The following is an 11716-nucleotide window of genomic DNA, read 5'->3' as shown; positions in this document are numbered from 1 at the left end:
CCTTTTTTCCTTGTTCACTCCCGCTTTCTGGTGAGCAGGAAGAAGATCGTCAGCAACACCACCGTCAGCGCCAGAAGCGCGGTCGAGATGGCATTCACCTCCGGCGTCATCGTGCGCCGCAACTGGCCCAGCATATAGGTGGGCAGCGTGTCCTGCCCCCCCGATTTCACGAATTCCGTGATGATGACATCATCCAGCGAAATCACGAAGGCCAGCATCGCGCCCGCCAATATCCCCGGCCCCAGCAAAGGCAGCGTCACATGGCGGAAGGTCTGCCAGGGCGTGGCATAAAGATCGCCCGCCGCCGTCTCCAGCGACAGGTCCATCCCCTCCAGCCGCGCCCGGATCGGCAGATAGGCGAAGGGGATGCAAAAGGCCGAATGCGCCAGGATCAGATAGCCCAGCCCCTGATAGCCCGTCGCCTCCTTCACCATCCCGAACAGGATCATCAGCGCCACCGCCGTCACGATCTCGGGCACCATCAGCGGCTGGTTGATCGCCACATAGATGAACGTATCCCCCCGGAACCGCGCCCGCCGCGTCGTCCCCATCGCGGCCAGCGTCGCCACCGTCGTCGAAATCACCGCCGCGCAGACGGCGATGATCAGGGACCGCGCCGTCGCATCCTTCACCGCCTGATTGTTCCAGGCATCCTGATACCAGTGCAGCGAAAACCCTTCCCAGACCGCCACCGAATTCCCCGCATTGAAGGAATAGGTCACCAGCGCCGCGATGGGCAGATACAGCATCACGAAGGTCGCCACCGCCACCGTCGCAAAACCGGGAATGCGCGAGATTTCGAACCGCCGCTCAGCCATGCGGATTGCTCCCCCGGTTCGCCGCCCGCACATAGATCAGCAGCGCCGCCGTCACGATCACCAGCAGCGTCACCGACAGCGCCGCCCCCAGCGGCCAGTTGCGCCCGGCCAGGAACTGCAACTCGATGAAATTCCCGATCATCATGTTCTTGCCGCCGCCCAGAACGCGCGGGGTCACATAGGCCCCCAGCGACGGGATGAAGACAAGGATGGACCCCGCCACGATCCCCGGCTTCACGATGGGCAGGATCACCCGCCGCAGCACCTGCCAGCGGCTGGCATAAAGGTCATAGCCCGCCTCCAGTAGCCGCATGTCGAACCGGTCGATGGCGGCGAACAGGGGCAGCACCATCAGCGGCAGATAGACATAGGCCATCCCGATCAGCACCGCGACATCCGTGTAGATGATCGCAAGTGGCGTCTCGATGATCCCGGCCCAGAGCAGCGCGGTATTCAGCACCCCCTCCGCCCGGATCACCTCCATGATCGCGAAGGTCCGGATCAGAAGGTTGGTCCAGAAGGGGATCGTGATCAGGAACAGCCACATCGCCCGCTGCCGCGCCGGTCGCGTGGCAATGAACCAGGCCGTCGGAAAGCCAAGGGCAAAGGCCACCACCGTCGTCATGATCGACAGGCTGACCGACCGCCAGAAGATCGTCAGATGCGCATCGGCAAGCCCCAGCGTGCCGTCGAAAATGTCCCGCGTGAACAGGATGGAAACCCAGCCGTCCAGACTGAAGTCCCAGACCACATTGCCGTATTGGCCCGGCGTCAGGAAGGAATAGATGATGATGATGACCAGCGGCCCGATGGCAGCCACCATCAGCAGGACAAGGGCAGGGGCCGACAAAAGCCACCCGTTCCGGGCCGATTGACGCGTCAGCCTGTCCTCTGCCGCGCTCATCGCCCTAATCCTCCAGAACCTGCGCCGCGCCGGGGGCGAAGCGGATGCCGACATCCGTTCCCTCCACGACGCCCGCCTCGCCACTGGCCGGGCTCTGCACCCGCGCCACCACCTCTGTCCCGTCGGCCAGGGCCATATGGCAATGCGTATCCGTCCCGAAATAGACGTTGAACTTCACCCGCGCCGCAATCGCCCCCGCCTCTCCGGCCCCCACGATCCGCACCTGTTCCGGCCGCACGGTCAGCGTGACCGTGCCCTGTGCGGCCGTTGCCACCTCGACCACATCGCCGGTGGACAGCTTCACGCCCCCCGGCACCACCGTCGCGGGCAGGAAATTCGTCTCGCCGATGAAACTCGCCACGAAGCGGTTCACGGGCCGGGTATAGATCTCCTTCGGGCTGCCCACCTGCTGCAACTTGCCCGCGCTCATCACCCCGATCCGGTCAGACATGGTCAGCGCTTCTTCCTGATCATGCGTCACGAAGATGAAGGTGATGCCCGTCTCCGTCTGCAACCGCTTCAACTCGACCTGCATCTCCTTGCGCAGCTTCAGGTCGAGGGCGCTCAGCGGTTCATCCAGCAGCAGAACCTTCGGCTGCGGGGCCAGCGCGCGGGCCAGCGCCACGCGCTGTTGCTGCCCGCCCGAAAGCTGGCTCGTCTTGCGCCCGGCCATCGGCTCCAGCTTCACCAGCGCCAGCATCTGATCCACCCGCGCCTTCACCTCGGCCTTGGGGCGGCCCTGCATCGTCAGGCCGAAACCCACATTCTCGGCCACCGTCAGATGCGGGAACAGGGCATAGCTCTGGAACACCGTGTTCACCGGGCGCCGGTTCGGCGGCAGGTCAGTGATATCCGCGCCATCCAGCAGGATCGTGCCCGAGGTCGGCATCTCGAACCCCGCGATCAGCCGCAGAAGCGTGGTCTTGCCACAGCCCGAAGGGCCAAGCAGCGTGAAGAACTCTCCCTTGCGGATCTGGATCGAAACATCATCCAGCGCCCGCACCACATGATCGCCCTGGCCGAAGGCCTTCACGGCATTCCGGGCCTCGATGGTGACGGCTTCGGTCACTCTGCGGCGCTCCCCATTGGTTCTTGTCTTTTGATCATATCTGACCGCCCGAATCCCCGCTTGGCAAGCACTATTGCCGCGATGCCCCCGCCATCGGCGCGCGGATCGCCGCCCAGGGGGCTGCGCGTTCCAACTCTGCACAAAGTGCAATCAACTCCTCATCCGCCCCAAAGCGCATCGCCAGATGCACACCGATGGGCAACTCCCCTTCCGACCAGCCAAGCGGGACCGAGGCCGCAGGCTGCCCGCTCGCATTGAACACGGCGCAGAAGGGCGAATATTCGAAGATGCCGCCGGGTCCGATGCGATAGCCGACGTAATCCTCCGTCGCATGCGAAAACCGCCCCACCCTGGCGGGCGGTTCCGCCAGACAGGCCGACAGGATCACATCCGGGCCATGCTCGAACACCGCCGCCATCTGCCGCCCGAAGGCATGGATTTCCCCCACCGCCTCAAGGTATCGCGTCGGATGCAGCGTTTCGGCATGGGCCATCGCACCGCGCGACACGCCCTCGACCAACCCCTCCGCATCGCGCCCCTTCAACGTCTTGCGCACCCCCAGCGCCGTGCCGACCCCCACGATATCCGTCCAGGCCCGCATCATCATAGGCACATCCGCCTGCGGTCGCCCGGGTTCCACATGATGGCCAAGGCTCTCCAGCAGCCGCCCCGCCTGATGCACCGCCGCCTTCACCTCCGGATGGATCGGCGCGCCGGTAAAGGTCGTGTCGCAGATCATCACCCGCAGCCGCCTCGGCGGGCGGCTGATCGCATCGGCATGGCTGCGGATCAGTGGCGGTGCCACATAGGGCGCCCCCAGATCAGGCCCCGCGCAGGCATCCAGCATCACCGCCGTATCCCGGACCGACCGCGTCAGGAAACCGTCAATCGCCATCCCCGCCCAGCCCTCGCCCACATAGGGCCCATCCGGCAGCCGCGCCCGCGTCGGCTTGAACCCGAAAAGCCCGCAGGACGCCGCCGGTATCCGCACCGACCCGCCGCCATCCGACCCATGCGCAAAGGCCACGATCCCCGCCGCCACCGCCGCCCCGGCCCCGCCCGATGACCCGCCCGAGGTATGGTCCAGGTTCCACGGGTTCCGCGTCGGCCCGCCATAGACCGCCGCCTCCGTCGCCGCCCCGATCCCGCCTTCCGGGCTCGTGGTCCGCCCGAAGGTCACCACCCCCGTCGCCCGGATGCGCGCATAGATGGCCGAGTCGCGGTCATAGCGCGTATCGGCCAGCAGCCGCGATCCGTTATGCGACGGGAAATCCACCGCCTCGCAGCCCAGATCCTTCAGAAGGAACGGCACCCCCTTGAACGGCCCCTCGGGCAGGCCCGCCGCGATGGCCCGCCGCGCCACACCCTCCTGCATCAGGACAACCGCATTGAGGTCGGGATTGCGCGCCTCCACCGCCGCCAGCGCCGCATCCAGCAATTCCTCCGCCGTCACCTCCCGCGCCGCCACAAGCTCCGCCAGCGCCGTCGCATCCCGCGCGCCCAGATCGCCGATCATGTCCCCGTCTCCCGCATGGCCCCGCGCCATGCTGGACCCGGCCCTGACGCAAGGTCATGCCCGAAGCCGCCATGCGGGGGTCGGTTTCCGCCCCGCCGGGCGGTTTTGCGTCCTTTCACGTCCCTTGAGGAAATCCCAACCCGCCGCCCGCCGCATGGCCACAGTTTGCGGCACAGAAAGCGGCACAGAACAGGGCACAAGCCATGCAAGGGGGGCAGGCCCCAACCCATAACCCCCGCCTATCGCCCGTTGCGGAAAAGGCCTCCTCACTGCCCGCTGCGTGGCCACAGTTTGCGGCACAGAATGCGGCACAGCTTACGGCACAGCCGCCGCAGCCCTCATTCCGCCAGATCAACCTCGCGGATCAGCGTCCCCATGCGGTCAAACACCAATAAACGTTGGCTTTCCGTGACCACCAGCAGCATCCCCACCGCCACCGTCACCGCCGCCGCCCGCTCCCCCTCCGGCAACACCACCGCCTCCGGCACCCCCACCGAAGATCCATCCGGCATCCGGGTGACAAGCAGCCCGACGATGGTTATGACACCCCCGATCATCGTGACCATCAACACGATCACGAGCCATTTCAGGAAAATCAGGCTGGGCGGCAACGCGCCCGTGTCAGGAGTGTCGTCCATGCAAGACCTTTCCGAAGAGGGCGTCGCCACCCTGACCGTCACCATCGGGGAAAACCCGCCTGACCGTCTTGATAAGGCGCTGGCGCGCGAGGTGCCAGAGGAAGCCGCCCTGTCCCGCTCGCGCCTGATGAAGATGATCGCCGAAGGGGATGTGCTGAAGGACGGCACCCCCGTCACCGATCCCAAGACCCGCGTGACAGAGGGCGAGGCCTATACCCTCCTCCTCGCCCCGGCCGAGGAATATGATGCCCGGCCCGAAGACATCCCCCTCACGATCCTCTACGAAGACGCCGATCTGATCGTGATCGACAAACCCGCCGGAATGGTCGTCCACCCCGCGCCGGGCTCGCCCAGCGGCACGCTGGTCAACGCGCTGCTGCATCATTGCGGCGACACGCTGTCGGGCATCGGCGGCGAGAAACGCCCCGGCATCGTCCATCGCATCGACAAGGATACAACCGGCCTTCTCGTCGTCGCGAAATCTGACCGCGCCCATCATGGCCTTGCAAAACAGTTCGAAGATCATAGCGTTACGCGCCATTACATCGCCCTTGTCCATGGCGTGCCCGATGCCGCCGATCCCCGCCTGCGGTGCACGCGGGGGGTGAGTTTCGAACAGGGCGGCATCCTGCGCATCGCCACCGGCCTCGCCCGCCACAAGACCGACCGCCAGCGTCAGGCCGTCGTCTGGGATGGCGCGGGCCGCCATGCCGTCACCCGCGCCCGCGTCGTCGAAACCTTCGGCGATGCCGCCGCCCTGATCGACTGCTGGCTCGAAACCGGGCGCACCCATCAGATCCGCGTCCACATGGCCCATGCCGGCCACGGCCTTCTGGGCGATCAGACCTATGGCGGCCGCCGCCGCCTCTCGCCCAAGGCGGTGGGCGAGCGTGCCGCCGACATGGGCAATGCCTTCCCCCGGCAGGCCCTACATGCCGCGACGCTCGGCTTCCTTCACCCCGTCTCCGGCGAGGCACTCGAATTCGAAAGCCCCCTGCCGCCCGACATGGCCGCCCTTGTCGAAGCCCTGCGATCCGCGCGCTGATCTCTTGAAACAATGCCTGACATGTGCGTGACCGCACGAAACCTTGGCTTTAACGCTACCGGAACCTTTCCCATGTAACGTGGAAAGGGAAGCTGGCCTTGAACTTGCACTCCGGCCTTCCCATCTTCGCCAGTCCTCGGGGGCTTCTGAGAAAGACCCGGGGCACAGAACAGGGGGCACGACATGAGCACCTACCAGAATCTTCCCGCACCCAGCCCGGAACAGGGTCTGAACCGTTACCTTCAGGAAATCCGCAAGTTTCCGCTGCTGGAGCCGGAACAGGAATACATGCTGGCCAAGCGCTGGGTCGATCATCAGGATGCCGGTGCCGCGCACCAGCTCGTCACCTCGCACCTCCGCCTCGCCGCCAAGATCGCAATGGGCTATCGCGGCTATGGCCTGCCGCAGGCCGAAGTCATCTCCGAGGCCAATGTCGGCCTGATGCAGGCGGTCAAGCGGTTCGATCCCGAAAAGGGCTTCCGCCTGGCCACCTATGCCATGTGGTGGATCCGCGCCTCGATCCAGGAGTATATCCTGCGGTCCTGGTCGCTGGTGAAACTCGGCACAACCTCCGCGCAGAAGAAGCTCTTCTTCAACCTGCGCAAGGCCAAGGCCAAGGTCGGCGCGCTGGAAGAGGGTGATCTCCGCCCCGAAAACGTGGCCCAGATCGCCAAGGACCTTTCGGTGACCGAGGAAGAGGTCATCGACATGAACCGCCGCCTCTCCGGCTCCGACGCCTCGCTTAACGCGACGGTGGGGTCCGATGGCGAAGGCGCGACGCAATGGCAGGATTGGCTGGAGGATGAGGACAGCGATCAAGCCGGCGCCTATGAAGAACGCGACGAGCTTGACGCCCGCCGCGCCCTGCTGGTGCAGGCCATGGCCGTGCTGAACGAGCGTGAGAAGGACATCCTGATGCAGCGCCGTCTGGCCGAAGTGCCGGTCACGCTGGAGGAACTGTCGGAAAGCTACGGCGTCAGCCGCGAACGCATCCGCCAGATCGAGGTCCGCGCCTTCGAAAAGTTGCAGGCCCGGATGCGCGAACTGGCCAAGGGCAAAGGGATGGTTATCCCCGCCTAAGCCATGGAAAGGGCGACAGTTTCGCTGATTGTTAACGATTGATTAACAGTCCGGAAAACGGCGGTCGGGCCAGCCCCGGCCGCCGTTTTCCATGCCGCGACCCTTGCAACCGTTGCCTCGGCCCCCCGACAGGGGTAGAGGGCAGGAAAGACGGAGACCGCCGATGACCATGCTCGAAACCTTCATCAAGCCGATGCACCGCGAAGGCATCCGTTTCGTCGCGGCCTTCGCCGCCGTGACGCTGGTCCTGTTCTGGATCTGGGACCCGCTGGGTTGGGTGGGTGTCGGGCTAACCGTCTGGTGCTATTACTTCTTCCGCGATCCCAAGCGCGCCGTGCCCACCAATGCGGGCCTCATGGTCAGCCCCGCCGATGGTGTCGTCTCCCTCATCGAACGCGCCGTGCCGCCACCGGAACTGGGCATGGGGCCGGATGCGCTGATGCGCGTCTCCGTCTTCATGTCGGTCTTCAACTGCCATGTGAACCGCGCCCCCATCGCGGGCCGCGTCTCGGAAATCGCCTACCGCCCCGGCAAGTTCCTGAACGCCTCGCTCGACAAGGCGTCGGTGGACAATGAGCGCAACTCGATCCGCATCGACATGGCCGATGGCCGTTCCATCGCCGTGGTGCAGATCGCCGGCCTCGTCGCCCGCCGCATCCTCTGCTTTGCCGTCAAGGGGCAGGAGTTGCGCACAGGTGAACGCTTCGGCCTGATCCGCTTCGGCTCCCGCCTCGATATCTACCTGCCCGACGGGGTAGAACCGCAGGTGGCGCTGGGCCAGACCTGCATCGCGGGCGAAACCATAATCGCCACCATCGGCCAGCCCAGCCCCCAGCGCATCGCCCGGATGGAATGACCATGCCGATGGACGAGACGCCGCGCCCCCGCCGCAAGCTGCACATACTGCAACTTCTGCCGAACCTCGTCTCGATCCTCGGCCTCTGCGCGGGCCTGACCGCGATCCGCTTCGCCATCGACGGCCATATCGCCACTGCCGTCGCCCTGATCGGCCTCGCCGCCGCACTGGACGCGCTGGATGGCCGCCTCGCCCGGATGCTCAAATCCGAAAGCGCGATCGGCGCGGAACTCGACAGCCTTGGCGATTTCGTCAATTTCGGCGTGACCCCCGGCATCGTCCTCTATCTCTGGGGCCTGAAGGGCGAGGCCTCGCTGGGCTGGATCGCGGTCCTGATCTATGCCATCTGCTGCATGCTGCGCCTTGCCCGCTTCAATGTCGGCAACAAGCGCAGCGATGGCGACGAACCGGCGGAACGCACCTCCTTCATCGGCGTGCCGTCGCCGGCCGGGGCCATGCTGGTGCTGGCCCCGATCTACCTTGCCTTCTGCTTCCCCGGCGATGTCCGCCTGCCGCCGATGGCCGTCGCGCTCTGGATGGTGGCCATGGGCGCGCTGATGATCAGCCGCATCCGCACCCCCTCGCTCAAGCGCGTCACCTTCTATGCCGAAGATGCGCGCTACATCCTCGTGGGGCTCGCTGCCATCATCGCGGCGTTGCTCACCTACCCTTGGGTCACCCTTCTTGCTCTTTCGGTCGCCTATCTGGGCGGCATCCTCTTCGTGGCGCGCGGCCAGATCCTCGCGCGCCTGAAGAAGACCGACTGACCTTGCGCCGCCCGGCGCCGCGCCCTAGCCTGCGCCGCAACATCAGACAGGAGGAGATGCGATGAAACCCGTCCGCTGGGGCGTGCTGGGCAACGCCAAATTCGCCCGCGAACAGATGGCCCCCGCCATCCACATGGCCGAAAACGCCATCCTTGCCGCCCTCGGCACCTCGTCCCCCGGCAGCGCCACGGGCTGGGATTTCTGTCCCGGCCTTGCGCAGATGACCTATGACGACCTTCTCGCCGATCCGACCATCGACGCCATCTACATCCCTTTGCCCAACCACCTGCATGTGGACTGGACGCTGAAGGCGCTCCGGGCGGGAAAGCATGTGCTGACCGAAAAGCCCATCGCGATGAAGGCCGAAGAGATCGACACGATCATCGCCGAACGCGACCGTACCGGCCTTCTGGCGGCCGAGGCCTATATGATCGTCCATCACCCGCAATGGATCCGGGCGCGGGAACTGGTGCAGGGCGGGGCCATCGGCAAGTTGCGGCACGTCGATGCCTTCTTTTCCTACAACAATGCCGAGGAAACGCAGAACATCCGCAACCGCCCCGAAACCGGCGGCGGCGGCATTCGCGACATCGGGGTCTATACCTATGGCTCGGCCCGTTTCGTGACCGGGGCCGAGGCGACGGATCTCTCTTGCCGCATGATCCGCGAGAACGGGGTCGATGTCTGGGCCGAGGTGGACGCCATCCTCGAAGGCCCGCTGGGCCGCGCGACCTATACGGCCATGACCTCCATGCGCCTTCAGAACCGGCAGGAGGTGACCTTCCACGGCGACAAGGGCCTTCTGAAAGTCGCCAACGGCCCCTTCAACGCCAATCTCTTCGCCGAGGCACGGATCGAGTTGCACCAGAACCAGACCGTCACCTCGGAACGCTGGCCGGCTGCCAATCACTACAAGTTGCAGGTGGAAAACTTCGGAAAGTCCATCCGCACCGGCGTCGCCTATCCCTGCCCGCTGGAATTCACCCGCGGCACGCAGGTCATGATCGACAAAGCCTTTGAAACGGCACGCGAAATCAGCTGGTGACAAGATAAAGGGGCCACGGGCAATCCCTTGCCCGTGGCCCCTTTCTTCCCGTCGGCAGGGCCGGATCAGCCCTCCATCGCCTCCAACTCGTCGATGAATCCCGCGATCATTGACAGCCCCTTGTCCCAGAATTTCGGATCGCTGGCGTCAAGGCCGAAGGGGGCCAGAAGTTCCTTGTGGTGCTTCGATCCGCCCGCCTTGAGCATCTCGAAATACTTGGCCTGAAAATCCGGCAGCCCATCCGCATAGGCGGCATAGAGCGCATTCACCAGCCCGTCGCCGAAGGCATAGGCATAGACGTAGAAGGGCGAATGCACGAAATGCGGGATATAGGCCCAGAAGGTCTCATACCCGTCCATGAATTCGAAGGCATCGCCCAGCGATTGGGCCTGCACGCTCATCCACAGGGCGTTGATGTCGTCGGGCGTCAGTTCCCCCTCGCGGCGCGCGGCGTGCAGCTTGCATTCGAAATCGTAGAAGGCGATCTGGCGGACGACCGTATTGATCATGTCCTCCACCTTCCCCGCCAGCAGCGTCTTGCGCTCGCCCGGAGTCTTGGCCCCGTCCAGCAGCTTGCGGAAGGTCAGCATCTCGCCGAATACGCTCGCCGTTTCGGCCAGCGTCAGGGGCGTGGAGGACAGAAGCTCCCCCTGACCCGCCGCCAGCACCTGATGCACGCCATGGCCCAGTTCATGCGCCAGAGTCATCACGTCCCGCGGTTTGCCGAGGTAGTTCAGCATCACATAGGGGTGCACGGTGGTCACCGTCGGGTGGGCAAAGGCCCCCGGCGCCTTGCCGGGCTTCACGCCCGCGTCGATCCAGCCCTTCTCGAAGAAGGGCTTGGCCAGATCCGCCATCTTGGGATCGAAGGCGCCATAGGCCTCCAGCACCGTCCGGGTCGCGCTGTCCCAATCCACGGTCTTGGGTGTTTCGATCGGCAGGGGGGCGTTGCGGTCCCAGACCTGCAACTTTTCCAGCCCCATCCATTTCGCCTTCAGCCGATAGTAACGATGCGACAGCTTCGGATAGGCGGCCACCACGGCATTGCGCAGCGCCTCCACCACTTCGGGTTCCACATGGTTGGACAGGTGGCGCCCGGTCTGCGGCGTGGGCATTTTGCGCCAGCGATCCTCGACCTCCTTCTCCTTGGCCAAGGTATTGTGGACGCGGGCGAAGAGCTTGATATTCTTGTCAAAAACCACCGCCAGCGCCCGCGCTGCCGCCTCGCGCTTGGCGCGGTCGGTATCCGTCAGCAGGTTGAGGGTGGATTCGAGGTTCAACCCCTCTTCCTCGCCCTCGACCTTGAACATCAGGCCCGCCATCGTCTCGTCGAACAGCTTGTTCCAGGCGCTGGCCCCGACGACGGAATTGTCATGCAGGAATTTTTCCAGCTCGTCCGACAGTTGATAGGGCCGCATCGCGCGCATCCGGTCGAAAACCGGCTTGTAGCGGGCAAGGTCGGCATTCTGTGCCAACAGGCCGGACAGGTGCCCTTCATCCAGGCGGTTGAATTCAAGGCTGAAAAAGACCAGCGGGGTGGTGAAGGTTGTGATGCGGTCCTGCGCATCGGCCATGAACTTCGCCCGCTCGCTGTCCATCGTGTTCTGATAGTAGCGCAGCCCGGCGAAAGACATGATGCGGCCTGCGATCACGTCGATCTTCTCATAGGCCTGCACGCAGGCCAGAAGCCCGGCCGCGTCGAGCGTCGCAAGCTTGCCCTCGTAGCTGGCCGCGAAATCGGCGCAGGCCTTTTCCAGCCAGCCCATGTCACGCGCGAATTCCGGTGCATCCGGCGCGGGGTAGAGGTCGGTTAGGTCCCAGTCCGGCAACTTGCCGAGGCCGCCCCCGGTGGCATTGGCGTCAAACACGGGGCGGGGCAGGGGCAGCGTCATGGGGAAACCTCGTTCAGTGATCTGACCTTCATCTAGGGCGCGGGATGGCAAAGGCGCAAGGCGCGGTGGCGCAAATCGGCGCGATG

11 protein-coding genes are annotated in these 11716 nt (G+C 65.1%); 5 read left to right on the top strand and 6 right to left on the bottom strand.

Going from position 1 to position 11716, the window contains the following annotated elements; all coding sequences use genetic code 11:
• Positions 1-14 precede the first annotated feature (14 nt).
• The 5 genes from C0V75_RS17355 to C0V75_RS23045 all read right to left on the bottom strand — a co-directional run bounded on the left by C0V75_RS17355 (position 15) and on the right by C0V75_RS23045 (position 4945).
• Entirely contained in the window at positions 15-818 is an 804-nt protein-coding gene (locus C0V75_RS17355) for an ABC transporter permease (protein ID WP_101922234.1), read from the bottom strand.
• Positions 811-1722: an ABC transporter permease gene (locus C0V75_RS17350; RefSeq protein ID WP_101922233.1), complete on the bottom strand. Its 912-nt coding sequence runs from the start codon at positions 1720-1722 to the stop codon at positions 811-813. The genes C0V75_RS17355 and C0V75_RS17350 overlap by 8 nt, the downstream gene beginning before the upstream one ends.
• Before the next feature lie 4 nt (positions 1723-1726).
• Complete coding sequence (locus tag C0V75_RS17345; RefSeq protein ID WP_101922232.1) at positions 1727-2791, bottom strand: ABC transporter ATP-binding protein; 1065 nt, start codon at positions 2789-2791, stop codon at positions 1727-1729.
• A 70-nt stretch (positions 2792-2861) separates the two neighbouring features.
• Positions 2862-4307, bottom strand: a complete 1446-nt coding sequence (locus tag C0V75_RS17340; protein WP_101922464.1) for an amidase — start codon at positions 4305-4307, stop codon at positions 2862-2864.
• A gap of 338 nt (positions 4308-4645) precedes the next feature.
• Positions 4646-4945, bottom strand: coding sequence for a DUF6476 family protein (locus C0V75_RS23045; RefSeq protein WP_158241867.1), 300 nt, complete (start codon positions 4943-4945; stop codon positions 4646-4648).
• Between C0V75_RS23045 and C0V75_RS17335 the strand changes: the two genes are divergently transcribed.
• The 5 genes from C0V75_RS17335 (at position 4944) to C0V75_RS17315 (ending at position 9738) form a co-directional block, all read left to right on the top strand.
• Entirely contained in the window at positions 4944-5990 is a 1047-nt protein-coding gene (locus C0V75_RS17335; RefSeq protein ID WP_101922231.1) for an RluA family pseudouridine synthase, read from the top strand. The genes C0V75_RS23045 and C0V75_RS17335 overlap by 2 nt on opposite strands.
• Positions 5991-6173: 183 nt before the next feature.
• The gene (rpoH, locus tag C0V75_RS17330) at positions 6174-7070 is read left to right on the top strand and encodes an RNA polymerase sigma factor RpoH (RefSeq protein WP_101922230.1); all 897 of its coding nucleotides are present in this window, start codon (positions 6174-6176) and stop codon (positions 7068-7070) included.
• A 163-nt stretch (positions 7071-7233) separates the two neighbouring features.
• On the top strand, positions 7234-7926 hold the full coding sequence (locus C0V75_RS17325; protein ID WP_101922229.1) for a phosphatidylserine decarboxylase: 693 nt from the start codon (positions 7234-7236) through the stop codon (positions 7924-7926).
• A complete protein-coding gene (gene pssA / locus C0V75_RS17320; protein ID WP_254216513.1) occupies positions 7923-8693 on the top strand; it encodes a CDP-diacylglycerol--serine O-phosphatidyltransferase in 771 nt (256 codons plus the stop codon). Before C0V75_RS17325 ends, pssA begins: the two co-directional genes overlap by 4 nt.
• Before the next feature lie 61 nt (positions 8694-8754).
• Entirely contained in the window at positions 8755-9738 is a 984-nt protein-coding gene (locus C0V75_RS17315) for a Gfo/Idh/MocA family protein (protein WP_101922228.1), read from the top strand.
• A gap of 65 nt (positions 9739-9803) precedes the next feature.
• Here the strand turns inward: C0V75_RS17315 and C0V75_RS17310 are convergent, their stop codons facing one another.
• Positions 9804-11630: a M3 family oligoendopeptidase gene (locus C0V75_RS17310; RefSeq protein WP_101922227.1), complete on the bottom strand. Its 1827-nt coding sequence runs from the start codon at positions 11628-11630 to the stop codon at positions 9804-9806.
• Between the last annotated feature and the right edge of the window lie 86 nt (positions 11631-11716).

Origin of the sequence: Tabrizicola sp. TH137, assembly GCF_002855575.1 — a bacterium.
Classification (GTDB): domain Bacteria; phylum Pseudomonadota; class Alphaproteobacteria; order Rhodobacterales; family Rhodobacteraceae; genus Paragemmobacter.
The sequence above is the reverse complement of the archived record's forward strand: the minus strand, read 5'-3'. Positions and strand labels throughout refer to the sequence as shown.

What these genes read in the sequence shown, in the direction of transcription:
- C0V75_RS17355 (WP_101922234.1), bottom strand. Translation starts at nt 818, where the DNA reads ATGGCTGAGCGGCGGTTCGAAATCTCGCGCATTCCCGGTTTTGCGACG.
- C0V75_RS17350 (WP_101922233.1), bottom strand. Translation starts at nt 1,722, where the DNA reads ATGAGCGCGGCAGAGGACAGGCTGACGCGTCAATCGGCCCGGAACGGG.
- C0V75_RS17340 (WP_101922464.1), bottom strand. Translation starts at nt 4,307, where the DNA reads ATGATCGGCGATCTGGGCGCGCGGGATGCGACGGCGCTGGCGGAGCTT.
- C0V75_RS17335 (WP_101922231.1), top strand. Translation starts at nt 4,944, where the DNA reads ATGCAAGACCTTTCCGAAGAGGGCGTCGCCACCCTGACCGTCACCATC.
- C0V75_RS23045 (WP_158241867.1), bottom strand. Translation starts at nt 4,945, where the DNA reads ATGGACGACACTCCTGACACGGGCGCGTTGCCGCCCAGCCTGATTTTC.
- rpoH (WP_101922230.1), top strand. Translation starts at nt 6,174, where the DNA reads ATGAGCACCTACCAGAATCTTCCCGCACCCAGCCCGGAACAGGGTCTG.
- C0V75_RS17325 (WP_101922229.1), top strand. Translation starts at nt 7,234, where the DNA reads ATGACCATGCTCGAAACCTTCATCAAGCCGATGCACCGCGAAGGCATC.
- pssA (WP_254216513.1), top strand. Translation starts at nt 7,923, where the DNA reads ATGACCATGCCGATGGACGAGACGCCGCGCCCCCGCCGCAAGCTGCAC.
- C0V75_RS17315 (WP_101922228.1), top strand. Translation starts at nt 8,755, where the DNA reads ATGAAACCCGTCCGCTGGGGCGTGCTGGGCAACGCCAAATTCGCCCGC.
- C0V75_RS17310 (WP_101922227.1), bottom strand. Translation starts at nt 11,630, where the DNA reads ATGACGCTGCCCCTGCCCCGCCCCGTGTTTGACGCCAATGCCACCGGG.